Source organism: Aureimonas sp. N4 (assembly GCF_001463925.1).
Taxonomy (GTDB): Bacteria; Pseudomonadota; Alphaproteobacteria; order Rhizobiales; family Rhizobiaceae; genus Aureimonas; species Aureimonas ureilytica_A.
On the sequence record NZ_BBWS01000046.1, the window covers coordinates 173,220 to 188,806 of the forward strand.

At 65.4% G+C, this 15,587-nt stretch carries 14 protein-coding genes; 6 read left to right on the forward strand and 8 right to left on the reverse strand.

All coding sequences use genetic code 11. From position 1 onward, the window contains the following. Nucleotides 1–27: 27 nt before the first annotated feature. Nucleotides 28–1,020: a glycosyltransferase family 2 protein gene (locus tag AUL28_RS15065; RefSeq protein ID WP_062234095.1), complete on the forward strand. Its 993-nt coding sequence runs from the start codon at nucleotides 28–30 to the stop codon at nucleotides 1,018–1,020. A gap of 12 nt (nucleotides 1,021–1,032) precedes the next feature. Continuing rightward, on the forward strand, nucleotides 1,033–2,328 hold the full coding sequence (locus AUL28_RS15070) for a lipopolysaccharide biosynthesis protein (protein ID WP_062234099.1): 1,296 nt from the start codon (nucleotides 1,033–1,035) through the stop codon (nucleotides 2,326–2,328). 135 nt (nucleotides 2,329–2,463) lie between these two features. Here the strand turns inward: AUL28_RS15070 and AUL28_RS15075 are convergent, their stop codons facing one another. Together AUL28_RS15075 and AUL28_RS22190 are read right to left on the reverse strand one after the other, a co-directional pair. After that, nucleotides 2,464–2,715 (reverse strand): DUF2171 domain-containing protein, encoded by a 252-nt coding sequence (locus AUL28_RS15075; protein WP_062234102.1) that lies wholly within the window; start codon nucleotides 2,713–2,715, stop codon nucleotides 2,464–2,466. A 111-nt stretch (nucleotides 2,716–2,826) separates the two neighbouring features. After that, nucleotides 2,827–3,003, reverse strand: a complete 177-nt coding sequence (locus AUL28_RS22190; RefSeq protein WP_082640491.1) for a DUF2934 domain-containing protein — start codon at nucleotides 3,001–3,003, stop codon at nucleotides 2,827–2,829. Between the two features lie 423 nt (nucleotides 3,004–3,426). Between AUL28_RS22190 and AUL28_RS15080 the strand changes: the two genes are divergently transcribed. From AUL28_RS15080 to AUL28_RS15090, 3 genes are all read left to right on the forward strand, one after another. Next, nucleotides 3,427–5,337, forward strand: a complete 1,911-nt coding sequence (locus tag AUL28_RS15080) for a potassium transporter Kup (RefSeq protein WP_058601955.1) — start codon at nucleotides 3,427–3,429, stop codon at nucleotides 5,335–5,337. 151 nt (nucleotides 5,338–5,488) lie between these two features. Beyond that, on the forward strand, nucleotides 5,489–5,773 hold the full coding sequence (locus tag AUL28_RS15085; protein WP_058635196.1) for a hypothetical protein: 285 nt from the start codon (nucleotides 5,489–5,491) through the stop codon (nucleotides 5,771–5,773). A gap of 144 nt (nucleotides 5,774–5,917) precedes the next feature. Continuing rightward, nucleotides 5,918–7,039 (forward strand): globin-coupled sensor protein, encoded by a 1,122-nt coding sequence (locus tag AUL28_RS15090; protein ID WP_058635273.1) that lies wholly within the window; start codon nucleotides 5,918–5,920, stop codon nucleotides 7,037–7,039. A gap of 281 nt (nucleotides 7,040–7,320) precedes the next feature. On the opposite strand, the gene AUL28_RS15095 is transcribed toward AUL28_RS15090, so the two are convergent. From AUL28_RS15095 to AUL28_RS15115, 5 genes are all read right to left on the reverse strand, one after another. Further along, nucleotides 7,321–8,160: a glycine betaine ABC transporter substrate-binding protein gene (locus tag AUL28_RS15095; RefSeq protein ID WP_062234105.1), complete on the reverse strand. Its 840-nt coding sequence runs from the start codon at nucleotides 8,158–8,160 to the stop codon at nucleotides 7,321–7,323. Between the two features lie 50 nt (nucleotides 8,161–8,210). Further along, a complete protein-coding gene (locus tag AUL28_RS15100; RefSeq protein ID WP_062234108.1) occupies nucleotides 8,211–9,071 on the reverse strand; it encodes an ABC transporter permease in 861 nt (286 codons plus the stop codon). Further along, nucleotides 8,969–10,318: a quaternary amine ABC transporter ATP-binding protein gene (locus tag AUL28_RS15105; protein ID WP_062234111.1), complete on the reverse strand. Its 1,350-nt coding sequence runs from the start codon at nucleotides 10,316–10,318 to the stop codon at nucleotides 8,969–8,971. Before AUL28_RS15105 ends, AUL28_RS15100 begins: the two co-directional genes overlap by 103 nt. A 123-nt stretch (nucleotides 10,319–10,441) precedes the next feature. Further along, complete coding sequence (locus AUL28_RS15110) at nucleotides 10,442–11,515, reverse strand: GlxA family transcriptional regulator (RefSeq protein WP_062234114.1); 1,074 nt, start codon at nucleotides 11,513–11,515, stop codon at nucleotides 10,442–10,444. Between the two features lie 158 nt (nucleotides 11,516–11,673). After that, nucleotides 11,674–12,720: a glycosyltransferase family 4 protein gene (locus AUL28_RS15115; RefSeq protein WP_062234117.1), complete on the reverse strand. Its 1,047-nt coding sequence runs from the start codon at nucleotides 12,718–12,720 to the stop codon at nucleotides 11,674–11,676. A gap of 123 nt (nucleotides 12,721–12,843) precedes the next feature. Between AUL28_RS15115 and AUL28_RS15120 the strand changes: the two genes are divergently transcribed. Then, on the forward strand, nucleotides 12,844–14,022 hold the full coding sequence (locus AUL28_RS15120; RefSeq protein ID WP_062218552.1) for an NAD-dependent epimerase/dehydratase family protein: 1,179 nt from the start codon (nucleotides 12,844–12,846) through the stop codon (nucleotides 14,020–14,022). Between the two features lie 109 nt (nucleotides 14,023–14,131). On the opposite strand, the gene AUL28_RS15125 is transcribed toward AUL28_RS15120, so the two are convergent. Next, nucleotides 14,132–15,523, reverse strand: coding sequence for an MFS transporter (locus AUL28_RS15125; RefSeq protein WP_058635189.1), 1,392 nt, complete (start codon nucleotides 15,521–15,523; stop codon nucleotides 14,132–14,134). Between the last annotated feature and the right edge of the window lie 64 nt (nucleotides 15,524–15,587).

The window sequence follows — 15,587 nt, forward strand, 5'->3', positions numbered from 1 at the left end:
CGCCCTTCTTGAAGCGGAGCTTCGCCCATGACCGTCTCGTCTCCTCCCGGCTCCTCGCAGTCCGGGCTCGCCGTCGGCCTTTGCACCTACAAGCGTCTGCCCTCGCTTCTGCGCCTGCTCGACCACATCGCCGAAAGCGCAAAACCGCTGGCCGAGCCACCGGTGATCATCGTCGTGGACAATGACGGACAGGACCCCGCCGTGGGGCTGGCCGTTGGCGCGTTTGCCGCCCGCACGGGGCTGGAGCTGCGCTATCGCATCGAAAGCCATCCCGGCATTTCGGCCGCGCGCAACGCGGTCTTCGACGAAGCCGAAAAGCGGGGGGTCCGCTTCGTCGCGATGATCGACGACGACGAATGGCCCTCGCCCGTCTGGCTCGCCGAGCTCCTGTCCTGTCAGGCGCGGGAAGGGGCAGCCGTGGTCGGTGGGCCGGTGCGGCCCGTGTTTCCCGAGAAGGCCGCGCATCTGGAGCGCTACGCGCGCTATTGGTCCGTGCAGAAGCAGTTTCTGGAGGGGCGTCCCTTCGTCTTCTGCACCTGCAATTTCCTGATCGATCTGGAGGCCACGGGCTCGATCCCGCGCCCCTTCTTCGATGAAGCCTTCGGTCTCAGCGGCGGCGGCGATACGGTGTTCTTCCGCCGCCTCTTCTATGCCGGCCTCAAAATGGCCTGGGCCGAGGAAGCCTTCGTCTGGGAGGAGGTGCCCGATTCTCGCGCGTCGCTCGCCTGGATGCGCCAGCGCCGCTTTCGCGTCGGCAATCATGCGGTGCGCTGGGAAAGCCTCGATGCGGGCGCGCGCAAAAGCCTGGCCAAGACGCTGGGCCTCACCGCGCGCCTGGCGATCTATCCGCTGTTCCGGCGCGAGCCCGAATCCCCCTTCCTCGGCTGGCTCTTGGAGATGGACAAGGTGCGCGGCCGCTACAAGGCGCATCTGGGCGGCGTCTTCGTGGAATATGCGCGGCCCAAGCCCGCCGAGGCGGCCCCGGCGGGCCGGCGCGAGGACGATCATGTCTGCGGTTGAGGCAAGCGCGTCGTGATCGGGCTACGTTCGCGAGCCGGGGCCTTCGCCCGGCATCTGGAGGCGCGCTTTCGGATCGTCACCTTCGCCGGAACGCTGGTGCCCACCGTCTCGGCGCTGGGCGTGCAACTCGTGGCCTTCGCCCTGACGGCACGCGGGCTGGGGCTCGAAGCCTTCGGCATCTACACCGCGCTTCTGGCCGTCTCGGCCTTGAGCGTGGAACTGGTGGGGCTGGGCGGGGCCGATCTTCTGGTGCGCGGCGTGGCGCGCGAGCCCGAGCGCTTTGCGTCCTATTTCGGCAATCTCCTGATCCTGACGGGGCTGACGCTGCCGCTCGTGGTTCTTGGCGGCGTCTGGGTGGCCCATGGCGTGATGGAATCGCCGCTGCCGGTTCTGTTCGTCGCGTTGGTGATCGGCGGCGAAATCCTAATCGGGCGCGCGGCCGCCTCGCTCGAACTGGTCATGGTCGCCCATCGCCAGACGGTGCGCGCCGGGGCGGTGCGCTTTACCACCGCCTTCGTGCGCCTTCTGGCGGCGGCGATCTTCTTCGCAGCGCTGGGCCGCTCCGATCTCGAAGGCTGGATCGAGGTGGCCTTCCTCCAATCGGTGATCACCACCGCGCTCTACCTCGCCTTGTCGATCCGGCTTTATGGGCGGCCGCGCGCCGTGTTGCTGACACGCGATCTCTGGACCGGCCTGTCCTTCTGCCTCAATCAGGCGTCGCGCTCGTCGCAAGGAAGCCTCGATCGCATCGTGCTCAGTCGCTTCGCGGATGCGGCGAGCGTCGGCATCTACGGCGCGGCCTCACGCGTTCTGACCCTGGGCCTGTTTCCGCTCCAGGTCGTCACGCGCATGACCTATCCGAATTTCTTCGTGCATGGCGGGCGCGGTGGCATCGCCGCCAGCCGGCGCTATGCGCTGAGCGTCGTGCCGGTCATGCTGGGCGTCGGTCTTGCGGCCTGCGGGGCCGTCAGCCTCGCGGGCTTCCTCGCACCCGCCGTTCTCGGCCGGGACTTCGAATCCATGGTGGGCGTGACGGCGGCGTTGTCCTTCAGCCTGCCCCTGATGGCGCTGCAATATCCCGCCGCCGATGCGCTGACCGGGGCGGGGTATCAGGGGCTGCGCGCGGTCCTGTCGGTGACCTCGGCCTTCGGCTTCGGCATCATCATGGCCTTTGGCGCGCGGCTGGACGGGATCGAAGGGCTGGTGATCGCCTTCCTCTCCTGCCACGCGCTGTTCGCTGCCGTTCTCTGGACGGCTGCATTCCGCGTGCGAGACAGGCCGGAGGGGCGCGAGATGGCGCCGGCCTGAACACGATCCGGCCTGGCGGGGAGGGCGGTCTCGTCGGGAAAAGGTCGGGACGCTATGAATGGGCGGAACGCGCGTGTTTCACCGCGTTCCGCCCATTTTCTTTCACGGCGCCGCGAGCGCGGTTATCGGATGGGGTCAGGCCCCGCGGCCGTCGTTTTCTTCCTCGAAGGATACGGCGACGTCGCCATTGGCGGACAGACGCACCTTGTCTCCTTCGACCTCGGCCACGAGACCGCCGGGAATGAAGTGGTGATGACCCTGATGGTGGCCTTCGCCGCTGTCCTTCTTGGTCAGCTTGATGCGGTCGCCCTCGACCCGGTCCACGGTGCCGACATGAACGCCGTCAGCGCCGATCACTTCCATATGTTCCTTGATCCGATCGAGCATGATGGTCTTCCCTGATGGTGATGAAAGGGGAAACGCATATGTCCCGGCCGGGATGCACGGGCATCGGAAAAAGCCCGCCGGCCCGCAAAGCTCGTCAGCGCACGAAGCGTGTCAGCGCGCCACGAAGCGATTGCGCTGCTGAACCGTGGCGCAGGGCTGTTCCGTTTCGACCCGGCGCGCGGCTTCCGCCCAGAAGTCGTGCTCCTGTCCGCTGGGGCGTCCCGCCTTCTCCCACAGGAAATACGCCAGGTTGCGGATTTCCTGGTCCCTGTCATCGGAAATGATCATACCGTCCTCGACTTTCCTCCCGCCGATTCTTGTTGTCGGGTCCCACGAGCGGTTCGTTCGAGAACGAATCGTTCGCCTAACATAAAGGCAGGTTATAGGCTGTAGATACCGCTGCAAATGCGAAGGAAAAGCCACGAAGGGAGAGCCTTCGAAAATTTTCTTGAAACCGTTTCTAGCGCGGCCACCTTTCGCGAAAATTTTCTCGACGGTTGTGGCGGTGTGGCCGCTGCGGCAGGGGGTGGACTTTGCCTCCCTCGCGTTCCGTGCTAGACGCTCGCGACTTTATCGCTGGGTTTCGGGCTACTGGACCCGAAATTCGTCTTTCAAAAGACTATGGTTGTCGCTGATTCTGGGCGGCCATGGATTCGACGCTGCGCTTTTCTGCTCCATGATACCCATACCACCGGAGGCCTCGTCAGAGGAATGATCAGCGGCGAACACGCCCCCACGGCCGAGACGGCAACGTCCCCGCACGAGGGTCACCCGCGCAAGAGCCTTCCCGTTGTCGTCCTCGGCAGCATCGGCGTCGTTTACGGCGATATCGGGACGAGCCCGCTCTATGCCATGAAAGAATCCCTGCTGCATGTCGGGGGCATTCCCTCGGCCAGCGAAATCATCGGCATCGTCTCGCTGCTGGTCTGGTCGCTGGTGATCGTCGTCACGGTGAAATACGTGATGCTGGTGCTCAGGGCCGACAATCAGGGCGAGGGCGGCGCGCTGTCGCTCATGGCGCTGGCGCAGACCGCGCTGCAGCGGCCCAACCGCGTGATCCTGACGCTCGGCATGATCGGCGCGGCGCTGTTCTATGGCGACGCGATCCTGACGCCGGCGGTCTCGGTTCTCTCGGCCGTCGAGGGTCTCAAGGTCACGACGCCTGGGCTCGACCCTTATATCGTGCCCATCGCCATCGCCATCATCGTGGCGCTCTATGCCGTGCAGTCCTTCGGCACGGCCAAGGTCGCCGTGTTCTTCGGCCCGATCATGGCGCTCTGGTTCATCACGCTGGCGCTGATCGGCCTTTCGCATATCGGCGACGCGCCGCAGATCCTGCACGCGCTCAATCCCATCAACGGCTTCTGGTTCATGACGTCGCATGGGATCCTCGGCTTCACCGTTCTGGGGTCGGTCTTCCTCGCGGTGACGGGGGCCGAGGCGCTCTATGCCGATATGGGCCATTTCGGCAAACGGCCGATCCGCATCGCCTGGCTGGGCTTCGTCGGCCCGGCGCTGCTGCTCAACTATCTCGGCCAGGGCGCCTTCGCGCTCAACGACGCGTCGGCCCTGCCCAATCTCTTCTTTCTGTCGGCGCCCGAATGGGGGCGTCTGCCGCTCGTGATTCTCGCCACGCTCGCCACGATCATCGCGGGACAGGCGGTCATCACCGGCGCCTTCTCGCTGACGCAGCAGGCCATCCAGCTGGGTCTCCTGCCGCGCCTTCAGATCGAGCATACGTCCGAGTCCGAGCGCGGGCAGATCTATCTGCCGACGGTCAACTGGCTGATGCTGATCGGCGTCGTCATGTTGATCATCTTCTTTCAGGATTCCTCCTCGCTCGCCGCCGCCTACGGCATCGCCGTCACCGGCACGATGATCATCACCAGCCTGCTCGGCATCGTCGTCTTCGCCTATGGCTGGGGTTGGGGTTTGGGGCTCGCGGTCGCGGTGGTCGCGCCGCTCATGGTAATCGACAGCGCGTTCCTGGCCGCCAATCTTCTGAAGCTCGCCGATGGCGGCTACCTGCCGCTGGTGATCGGCGGCTGCATCATGCTGCTGATGGCCGTCTGGGTGCGTGGCACGCGCCTTCTCAACACCAAGGCGCAGCAGCAGAACCTGTCGCTCGACACGTTCATCAAGGCGATGGAAACCTCGTCCGTCACCCATGTGTCGGGCACGGCGATGTATCTGACCTCGACGCCCGAGACCGTACCGTCGGCGCTTCTGCACAATCTCAAGCACAATCGCGTGCTGCACGAGAAGAACGTCATCGTGACGATCCGCACGGCCGACGTGCCCTATGTCTCGAACGCCAACCGCCTGACCTATCACCCCCTGTCGCCCGCCTTTGCGCGGGTGGAGCTGAACTACGGCTTCCTGGATGAGCCCAATCTGCTTCAGGCGCTGATCCAGCTGCGCGAGCTGGGCGTCAAGTTCGACGTCATGTCCACCACCTTCTTCGTCGGCCGGCGGCGGATCAAATCGGCCGCGCGCAGCGACATGCCGAGCTGGCAAAGCCAGATCTTCATCAAGATGGCGCGCCACTCCTACGACGCGATCGACTACTATCGCATCCCCGCCAACCGCGTCGTTGAACTCGGAACCTACGTGACGCTTTGATGATGTTGGCTTGAGACAGGTCGTCACACTCGCTTAACGTCACGCTCGCCCTAGTTTCTTTTTGGAAGCGGCCCGTTCGGGTCGCGCTGCCGGGCTTGGCCGACGCATGATGCGCCGGCCAGCCGGACCCGGCCAGCGGAGGGCGATTTCCATGGATGCGCACAATTCGACTGAACATCGCGAAAACGCGCGCCTCGGCGATATTGCCAATCGTTCCGAGAAGGGGACGGCTCTAACCTTGATTCGCGCCGAAACCCGCGCGCGCGATGAAAAAACCGCGCGGCTGAAGGCCCTTCGCCTGGCGCAGGAAGCGGAAGGCGGCGCGCCGAGCGAAGCCAAGACAGCGCTGCCACTGCAGCGCGCGAGCCGCGCGACCGCCAAGAAGCCGGCGGCTCGCAAGGCGCCCGCGAAAAAGGCGGCCCAGCTCAAGGCCTGATCGGGCTCTTTGGTCGGACACGGTGCGTCGGCGAAGGGGGCTTGAGTGGACCTTTCGTCGCGCCTTTCTGCGCTCAACCTCTAATTGGATGGTAAGTTTTGTGAAGTTATGCTGCATCGTTTCTTGGGGGAAGAGCCGATGCACATGCGTACCGATCTCGCTGAGCGTCTCCAGTTTCTGAAAATCGACGACGCTGCGCTGGAGCGGATCGCGCCGAAATCCGAAATGATCAGCCATGCGGTCGAGGGTGGCATCTCGGCCTTCTACGACCAACTCGCCAAAGTGCCCGAACTGCAATCCTTCTTTGCGTCCGAGACCATGCGCCAAAAGGCGGAGACGGCGCAGAACAAGCATTGGGCTCATCTGGCCGGCGGCCATATCGACGATAGCTATGTCAGCGAGGTCGAACGCATCGGGCGCACCCATGCGCGTATCGGACTGGAGCCCCGCTGGTATCTCGGCGGCTATGCCCTGATCCTCGAAGGCATGATCAAGGACCTTCTTCCACGGCTTCTCGGCCGGGGCCTGATGCGTGGCGCCAAGATCGACGAGGCTGCGGAGCTTCTCGGTATTCTGGTGAAGGTCGCCATCCTCGATATGGATTACGGCGTGTCGACCTATCTGGACACGTTGGCGGCCGAAAAGACGCGCATGGAAACGGATCGCGCTCGGGTCGCGAGTGAGCAAGCGCGTTCGCTGGGCGACGCCTCGGCGGCCATGGAAGAGATGACCGCCAACATCCGCCAGAACGCCGAGAACGCCTCAACCACAGAAAAGATCGCGGACAAGGCCTCGATCAACGCCGATCGCGGTGGCGAGGCTGTGGAGAAGTCGGTGGAGGCCATGCGTTCCATCGCGACCAAGATTCAGGTCGTGCAGGAGATTGCGCGCCAGACCGACCTACTCGCGCTGAACGCGGCCATCGAGGCGGCGCGCGCGGGCACGCATGGCAAGGGTTTTGCCGTGGTGGCGTCCGAAGTGCGCAAGCTCGCCGAGCGCGTGACCATTGCCGCGGGCGAGATCGGAGCCTTGTCGAACCGCTCCCTGTCCGTATCGGAAGAGGCGGGCCAAGCTCTGAAAGCGCTGGTGCCCGATATCCGGCGCACCGCCGAACTCGTGTCCGAAATCTCGGCCGCCTGCCGCGAGCAGTCGATCGGCGTCGAACAGATCAGCGAGGCGATCAACCGTCTCGACCGGATGGGGCAGGAACTCGCCAGTTCCGCCAGCGCGTCCCGCGCGCCGCACGGACTGCGCAACGCCGCCTGAGCCCGGCCGAAGCGGGCGGAGCGCCAGACGAAGACGGGATGGCACGTGCCGGATTGGCCTTCGCCCACGTTTCGAGGCGACCGGCTGGCCCGCGGGTGTTGGGATGGCCGGCGGCCATTCCTGAGTGAGGCGATGCTCCCGTCCGCAGACTCAACCGCGCCCACGCGGGCAGCGATGCGTCGCGGGCGGAATGGCTCTGTATCCTCATCCGAAAGCGAAAAGCCGCGACGCAAGGGGGACTCGCGTCGCGGCTTTCGATGGAACGCGGCCTGTAAGCGTGCTTATTTCGTCCAGGCAGCGACCTTGTCCGGGTTGGCGGCGACCCAGGCCTTGGCGTTCGCGGCCGGGTTGGCGCCCTTTTCCTCGTTCTGCAGCATCATCTTCTGCTCGTCATCGAGCGAAAGCTTGAAGTTCTTCAGGACTTTGTAGACTTCGGGCATGTCCTTGTCCAAGCCCTTGCGGGCGACGGTGTTGACCGTTTCCTCGCCGCCGAAGGAGCCCTTGGGGTCGGCGAGATATTTCAGGTCCCAGCGCCCGAACATCCAGTGCGGTGTCCAGGTCGTCACCACGATGGGCTGCTTGCGGTCGATCGCGTCCTTCAGCGCGGCGGTCATGGTCGCGTCCGAACCGTCCACCAGATTGATGTTCGTCAGGCCGTAATCCTTGATGGCCTTTTCGGAGGCCTGCATCAGGCCGGCGCCCGGATCGATGCCGATCACCTTGTTGCCGACTTCGGCCCCTTTGGTTTTCAGATCCTCGACCGAGGTGAGATCGACATAGGCGGGCACGGCCCAGCCGATCTTGGCGCCGGAGACGTTGGGGCCGACCAGATCGACCTTGTCCTTCAGCTTGGCGTAATAGGCGGCATGGGTCGCCGGAAGCCAAGCGGCCACCATGGCGTCGGCCTCGCCCGTCGCCACGGCCTGCCACATGGCGGCGGCCGGCAGCGGCGTCAGCGTCACGTTGTAGCCTTCCTTCTTCAGCGTCTCGGCCAGAAGATTGGTCGCCACCACGGCGTCGGACCATTCGACATAGGCCAAATTCACCTTCTTCTCGGCGGCCGAGGCAAGGCCCGTCATGAGGGTCGTGGCGAGAGCGGCGGCTGCAAGGATTTTCAGCATGGGTCTCGGAACTCCGTTGAGAGGAAAGGGAAGGGTTGGAAAGGGACGGATCAGGCCGAGCGCGCGCGGCGCGCCATGGCCTGGGTGACACGGTCGAGCACGACCGCAAGGATGACGATGGCGATGCCCGCCTGGAAGCCGGAGCCCGCGTCGAGCCGCTGGATCGAGCGCCAGACCTCGCGGCCAAGGCCGCCCGCGCCGATCATCGAGGCGATCACCACCATTGAGAGGCCGAGCATGATGGTCTGGTTGATGCCGGCCATGATGGTCGGCAGGGCCAAGGGAAGCTGGACCTTCAGAAGCTTCTGGACCGGGGTCGTGCCGAAGGCATCGGCGGCCTCGGTCAGATCATGCGGCACGCCGCGAATGCCGAGCGCCGTCAGACGGATCACCGGCGGCATGGAGAAGATCACGGTGGCGAACACCGCCGATACCGAACCGAGCCCGAAAAACGGGATGGCGGGAATGAGATACACGAAGCTCGGCATGGTCTGCATCATGTCGAGCGCGGGCGAGACGGTCTTCCAGGCCCGCTCCGACAGGGCGCAGCCGATGCCGATCGGCAGGCCGATCAGAAGCGCGGCAAGGGTGGACAGCGTCACCAGAACGAGGGTTTCCACCGTCGCGTCCCAGAGACGCAGGTTCCACAGGAACAGGAAGCCGAACAGGGCCAGCAGGCCGACGCGGCGTCCGGCCAGGGCGAAGGCTCCGCCGGCCAGGGCGAGGATCAGCGCCCAGGCGGGAATGTGAAGCAGAAACTCCGTTCCCGTCGAGATCCAGCCCGCCACGAAGGCGGACAGGCCGCGCGTCAGTGACGCGAGATGGAGGGTGAGCCAATCGAGGGCGCTGCTGGCGTATTCGTCCAGAGGGAACTTGCGGATGCTGCCGTCGTCGTTGAGGAGCCATTCCATGCCATGTTCCTTTCCTCGTTGGGCTGCTTGCCCGCCAGCGCGCGCAGGGCGACTTCGCGGGTGAGAAGGCCGACGAAGCGGCCCGTCTCGTCCACCACAGCCAGGCCGTGGGGCTCGCTCGCCAGAAGCGGGAGCACGCTTTTCAGGACCGCTCCGGCGGGCGCGCGGGCGATGCCGCCGTCCATCAGCTTGTCGAGCCGCTGCCCGCGAGAGTCGGGGGCGGAGAGCCGGCCCCGGTCGATGCGACCGATCGGCATATCGCGATCGCAGGTGACGACGAAGACCTCGTCGGCGCGGCTCTGCGCGGGTTCCACGAGGGGCCAGGCCTCCTCGGCCGCCGCGCCCTGAAACAGGCGTGGCTGCGGGCGCACGAGGCGCCCGAGCGTGACGACCGACGACACGTCGATATTTTCCACGAAGCGGCGGACATAGTCGCCCTGCGGGTCGAGGAGGATTTCTTCGGCCGTGCCGCTTTGCGCGATGGCGCCGTCCTTCATGAGGACGATGCGCCCGCCCAGATGAATGGCCTCGTCGAGATCGTGGCTGACGAAGACGATGGTCTTGCGCAGCTTCTGCTGTAGCGAGCGGAGCTCGTTCTGCATGTCGCGCCGGATCAGCGGATCGAGCGCGGAGAAGGCTTCATCCATCAGGAGAATGTCGGCATCGGCGCACAGGGCGCGGGCAAGGCCCGCCCGCTGCTGCATCCCGCCCGACAACTGGCGCGGGAACTTAGTGTCCCAGCCCTTGAGGCCGACCAGTTCGACCGCCTCCAGCGCGCGCTCGCGCCGCGTCTTGCGATCGACGCCCTGAACTTCCAAGCCGTATTCGACATTTTCCGCGATCGTGCGGTTGGGAAACAGGGCGAAGTGCTGGAACACCATGCCAAAGGTTTCGCGGCGGAACTCGCGCAGCGCCTTGGTGGACAGCTCGGTCACTTCGGTTCCGCCGATGCGGATCGATCCGGCGGTGGGCTCCACCAAGCGGTTGAGGCAGCGCAGCATGGTGGACTTGCCCGAGCCCGAGAGGCCCATGACCACGAGGATTTCACCCTCGTTGACCGAGAAGGACACATTATCGAGCCCGAGCACGGCGCCTGTCTCGGCCAGGATATCCGCCTTGCCGGCCCCCTCCTTCAAGCGGCGCAGGGCTGTTTTCTCGTTGTCGCCAAAGAGCTTGACGATCTGGGATACGCGAATGCGCTCGGCATTCGGGGGGGCGGGGGATTGCGTGATCGAACCATCCTCCATCGCGGTAAGGGCTCTTAAGTCTGGAGCCGCTCCAAAAATGCGATGACGGATCGTGACCTCAGCTTAACCGTGTGACGATGCGAATCCAGACATCGCCTTGTAGGAAGGCGACATGGCGTCTTTCTACATGACGGTTTCTTGGGCCATGGTCATCTCACAGGCAGACCGAACCGTCGCCTGCGACGTCATCTCCAGCACGGCGGATTCGGGCGCGCGCAGGTCGCGCGGGGCGATGCCAAAATGCGCGCGAAACTGCCGGGCGAAATGCGCGCCGTCGCAGAAACCGGCCTCGATGGCGATATCGGTGACGCTCTTGCGCGTTGTCTGAAGCAGGCGTTTGGCATAACCGAGGCGCAACTGACGATAGGCAACGGCCGGGCTGACGGACAGCGTGTCCTGAAACAGGCGTTCCAACTGGCGCGAGGAGAGTTGCAGCCGATGCGCGATCGTCTCGACCGATAAGGGCTCGGCCACATGCTGCTCCATCAGGAGAATGGCGCGCCGCACCCGGTCGTCGCCGCCCGCCGTGCCGGTGGCTGCATGGGGCTGAGCGTCGCTGCCCTGCCGGCGGTTCTGGAGCTGGAGCACATGCAGGCTCTTCTGCGCGGCGGAGGCGCCGACATGGCGCTCGATCAGGAAGGCTGCCAGATCGGCAACGCCCGAGCCCCCCGCGCAGGTGATGCGGTCGCGGTCCACCATGAAGAGCTGGTCGGCTTCCGGCTTGATGTCGGGAAATTCGGCCTCGAAATCGGCATGGTGATACCAGGAAATGCAACAGCGCCGCCCGCGCATCAGCCCCGCGCGCGCCAGCACGAAGGAGCCGGTGCACACGCCCACCAGCGGCACGCCGGCGCTGGCGGCCGTGCGCAAATAGGCGATGGAGGCATCGTCCATCTGCTCTCCCGAATGGAGCAGGCCACCCACCACGACGATATAATCGAACTGTTTGGGGTCTGTGAGCGGCGCGGTGCGCGAGACCGTGACGCCACAGGACGAGCGGATCGGCTCGGGCCGGGCCGCCATCACGCTCCAGGAGCAGCGAATCGGGCGGGATCGGTCGCCTTCGTCGGCGGCCAGCCGTAGCGCGTCCATGAACAGCGACAGGGCCGAGATCGTGAACTGATGCGCCAGAAGAAAGCCGACCTTGAGCGAGGGCGTTTCGCAAGGCGTGGCGCGACCGAACGGCAGTCGTGACATGAAAGAATCCTCCCGTTTCGCCATGCTATGGGTTTGATCATGGCGAAAATAACGGCACGGGCCAAGCGTTTCCTTCGACCCTGGCTTGTGCGGCGCGAAAACGGAATGGATGCGTGAGGCCCGCCCTCAAGCAAAGGCGGGCCTCGTCAGTGTTCCCCTCAAGCCGCCATCTTCTGCCAGATGGAGGGTGGGATGGGCACGAGATTGCTTTCGAACTCGCGCGAGCAGCGCTCCCAGCTATAGGTCTCGGCATGGCGGCGGCAGCCGGCGCGGTCGATGGTGAGCGCTTGGAGCGCGGCCGAGCGCAGGTCTTCCGACAGGACCGCATGGGGCGTGCCGCCCACGATGTCCATCGGGCCGGGAACGGGGAGGGCGGCCACCGGGGTGCCGCAGGCGAGCGATTCCAGAACCACGAGGCCGAAGGTCTCGAAGCGCGAGGGGAAGACGAAGACGTCGGCCGCCGAGAAATGCTCGGCGAGCGCCCGGCCCGTTCGCCGGCCCAGGAAATGCGCCTGCGGGTAGCGGCTTTTCAGCCCGTCCAGCGATGGCCCGTCGCCCACCAGAACCTTGGAGCCCGGCAGGTCGAGCGTCAGGAAGGCGTCGAGATTCTTTTCCGGCGAGATGCGGCCGAGATAAAGAAAGATCGGGCGCGGCAGGGACAAAAAATCCGGGTCGAAGCCCGGTTCCTCGCGGCAAGGGGTGAAGAGGTCGGTATCCACCGCGCGGCCCCAGCGGCGGATGTTGTTGTATCCGCGCTCGGCGAGTTCGTGCTCCAGCGTCTCGGTCTGCACCATGATGCCGTTGCCGCCATTGTGGAACCAGCGCTGGAACCCGTAGGCCAGCGGCGAGCCGACGCCGATCCGCTTCTCGAAATAATCCCCGAAGCGCGTGTGGAAGGATGTGGTGAAGGGAATGCCGCGCCGGCGGCAATAATGGCGCGCGGCAAGGCCGATCGTGCCTTCCACCGGAATATGGATCGTGTCGGGCTGGAAGTCCTCGATGATCCGGCCGAGGCGGCGGCCGAGCGTCATGGCGAGGCGCACTTCGGGATAGCCGGGGGCTGGCAGGCTGGCGGAGAAGTCGGAGGGTGTGACCATCCGAACCTCGTGGCCGAAGCGCCTCAGCCATTCGGCCGTCGTGTCGAGCACGCGGACCACGCCATTGATTTGAGGGGGGGCTGCATCAGAAGCTATCAGAATACGCATGTCGCGCTCTTTCGGCCTGAGAAAATGCCGGTCCGATTCCTGCCGGACCTACGCAATGCTAGACCTTGCGCCAGATACTAGCGTCAAGACGCATCCGGGAGAAATGTTCGAGGTGTTCCGGTCATGAAGGTAATCGTTCTCGGCGGTGATGGATTCTGCGGCTGGGCGACCTCGCTCCACCTTTCGGCCGAAGGCCACGAGGTGACGATCGTGGACAATCTCGTGCGCCGGCGCACCGACGAGGAACTGGGTGTCCAGAGCCTCACCCCGATCCGTCCCATGCCCGAGCGGCTCCAGGCTTGGCGCGAAACGCGCAACTCGCCGATCGAGTTCGTGGAACTCGACGTCGCCAAGGATTACGACCGGCTGGAGGCGCTGTTCCGACGCGTCGCGCCGGACGCGATCGTTCATTTCGCCGAGCAGCGCGCCGCGCCCTATTCGATGAAATCGCCCTGGCACAAGCGCTACACGGTGGACAACAATGTCAACGCCACGAGCGCGGTGCTCTGCGCCATGGTGGAGGCCTGTCCCGAAGCGCATCTGGTGCATCTGGGCACGATGGGCGTCTATGGCTACGGCAAGACCAAGGGCATGACGATCCCCGAAGGCTATATCGAGGCGACGCTGCGCTCGGCCGGCCAGGAGGCCAATGTCGAGATTCTCTATCCCGTCGATCCCGGCTCGATCTACCATATGACCAAGACGCTGGATCAACTTCTGTTCCAGTATTACGCCAAGAATGACGGGCTCAAGATCACCGATCTGCATCAGGGCATCGTCTGGGGCACTTCGACGCCCGAGACCGATCTCGACGAACGCCTCGTCAACCGCTTCGACTATGATGGCGATTACGGCACGGTTCTGAACCGCTTCCTGATGCAGGCGGCCATCGGCCATCCGCTGACGGTGCATGGCTCGGGCGGTCAGACGCGCGCCTTCATTCATATCCGGGACACGGTGCGCTGCATCGCGCTTGCCATCCGCTCGGCGCCCGAGCGCGGCGCGCGCGTCCGCATTATGAACCAGATGACCGAAACCCACCGCGTGCGCGATCTCGCCGAGATGATTTCGCGCATGACCGGCGTTCCCGTGGAGCACCGCGACAATCCGCGCAACGAGATGGCGGAGAACGATCTCGTGGTCGCCAACGACACGCTGATCAAGCTGGGCCTGGAGCCGACGCGCCTGTCGGACGGCTTGATGGACGAGGTGGTGCGCGTGGCCGAGAAGCATCGCGAGCGCTGCGACACGAGCCGCATCGTCTGCTCCAGCCTCTGGATCAAGCCGCTCGCGGCGGAATAGGCCGGCATACCCTCGGGGGATTTCCGGCGACGCTGAGCGGGTCGGCAATTCGACCCTTGTTACAAAAAATGGGCCAGCCGAAGCCTGTCCGCTTCGGCTGGCCTTTGTTTCATTCCGCCGGGCGTCCCACCGCGCCGGAGGGCTCGCCGTCGCGCTCCACCCGGCGCAGGGCGCTGGGCACGATGCCGAGCGCGGCAAGGCCGGTGGCGCAGCCGAGCGCCGCGCCGATCGCATGATCGGGCACGAGACCGAAGATCACCGCCAGCAGCGCGACGCCCATGGACTGGCCGACGAGACGCGCGGTCGCCTGAATGCCGCTCGCGCCCCCGGAGCGCTCGCGCGGCGCGCTGGAAATCAGGATCTTGTTGTTGGGCGACTGGAACAGGCCGAAGCCGAGGCCGGCGAGCGCCAGACGCCAGATCAGATCGAGATTGCTCGGATTGGCGGGCAGCAGCGTCAGCGACAGGAGGCCCGAGGCGAAGATGGCAAGGCCCAGCGCGGAAAGGCGGCCGGGCTCGCGCATCCGATCCGCCAACCGGCCCGAGACGAAGGCGGCGAGTGCCGTCGTGATGGGCCAAGGCGTCATCAGAAGCCCGGTCTCGGACGCGCTGCGCCCGAGCGTGTCGTGCAGGAAGAAGGGCAGGGCGACGAAGGCCAGCATCTGCGCGGCGAAGGAGAGGATCGAAGTCGTGGCCGAGAGCGCGAAGATGGGACGGCGCAGGAGGTCGATCGGCAGCATGGGCGCGGGCAGCGAAAGCTGCGTGCGCGTGAAGACGATGCCGACGAGGATGCCGGCCCCGATCAGCGCCAGCGCCAGCAGGGGCCCTTCCGAATGGCCGAGCGCGTTGACGCCCGAAATCACGAGGCCGAAGGTCGCGGCGCTGAGCAGCGTGCTGCGCAGGTCGAAGCGCTCGCCCGACAGGGGCGTGGCGGGCAGCGTGCGCGCGCCCACCAGAAGCGCCACGAGGCCGATCGGCACATTCACCAGAAACAGCGCCTGCCAGGGCGCAACGGCGAGGATCAGGCCGGCGATGGTCGGCCCCGTCGCGGAGGCGACGCCGACAATGACCGCGACATTGCCCACCGCCCCGCCCAGCATGGCGCGCGGAAAGATGAAGCGCACCAGCGCGATATTGACGGACATGATGCCGGCCGCCCCGAGGCCCTGCACGGCGCGCGCGGCGATCAGCAGGTCGAGCGAGTTCGACACCGCGCAAAGCAGCGAGGAGACGGTGAACAGCGCCAGCCCACTGAGGTAGACGCGCTTGTAGCCGATGATCTCGCCGAGCTTGGCCAGCGGCAGGAGCACCATGGTGACGGCGAGCTGGTAGGCATTGACGATCCAGACCGCATCGGCCGGCTGGATGCCGAAATCGCTGGTGATGGGCGGCAGCGCGATATTGGCGATCGCTCCGTCGAGCACGCCCACGAAGAGCGTCAGCGCCACGGTCGCGAAAGCGAGCGAGCGCTGGGGTTGGGGAAGTCCGTCGGCTGGCTGCATGGGGAATGATCCGCGAAGGTTTGACCTCGCGGGTCGCGTCGCGGCCCGTGGGGCGTCAGATGTA

Excerpts from the sequence above, each read along its gene's own strand:
- AUL28_RS15065 (WP_062234095.1), top strand. The coding sequence starts at position 28 with ATGACCGTCTCGTCTCCTCCCGGCTCCTCGCAGTCCGGGCTCGCCGTC.
- AUL28_RS15075 (WP_062234102.1), bottom strand. The coding sequence starts at position 2,715 with ATGCTCGATCGGATCAAGGAACATATGGAAGTGATCGGCGCTGACGGC.
- AUL28_RS22190 (WP_082640491.1), bottom strand. The coding sequence starts at position 3,003 with ATGATCATTTCCGATGACAGGGACCAGGAAATCCGCAACCTGGCGTAT.
- AUL28_RS15080 (WP_058601955.1), top strand. The coding sequence starts at position 3,427 with ATGATCAGCGGCGAACACGCCCCCACGGCCGAGACGGCAACGTCCCCG.
- AUL28_RS15085 (WP_058635196.1), top strand. The coding sequence starts at position 5,489 with ATGGATGCGCACAATTCGACTGAACATCGCGAAAACGCGCGCCTCGGC.
- AUL28_RS15090 (WP_058635273.1), top strand. The coding sequence starts at position 5,918 with ATGCGTACCGATCTCGCTGAGCGTCTCCAGTTTCTGAAAATCGACGAC.
- AUL28_RS15095 (WP_062234105.1), bottom strand. The coding sequence starts at position 8,160 with ATGCTGAAAATCCTTGCAGCCGCCGCTCTCGCCACGACCCTCATGACG.
- AUL28_RS15100 (WP_062234108.1), bottom strand. The coding sequence starts at position 9,071 with ATGGAATGGCTCCTCAACGACGACGGCAGCATCCGCAAGTTCCCTCTG.
- AUL28_RS15105 (WP_062234111.1), bottom strand. The coding sequence starts at position 10,318 with ATGGAGGATGGTTCGATCACGCAATCCCCCGCCCCCCCGAATGCCGAG.
- AUL28_RS15110 (WP_062234114.1), bottom strand. The coding sequence starts at position 11,515 with ATGTCACGACTGCCGTTCGGTCGCGCCACGCCTTGCGAAACGCCCTCG.
- AUL28_RS15115 (WP_062234117.1), bottom strand. The coding sequence starts at position 12,720 with ATGCGTATTCTGATAGCTTCTGATGCAGCCCCCCCTCAAATCAATGGC.
- AUL28_RS15120 (WP_062218552.1), top strand. The coding sequence starts at position 12,844 with ATGAAGGTAATCGTTCTCGGCGGTGATGGATTCTGCGGCTGGGCGACC.
- AUL28_RS15125 (WP_058635189.1), bottom strand. The coding sequence starts at position 15,523 with ATGCAGCCAGCCGACGGACTTCCCCAACCCCAGCGCTCGCTCGCTTTC.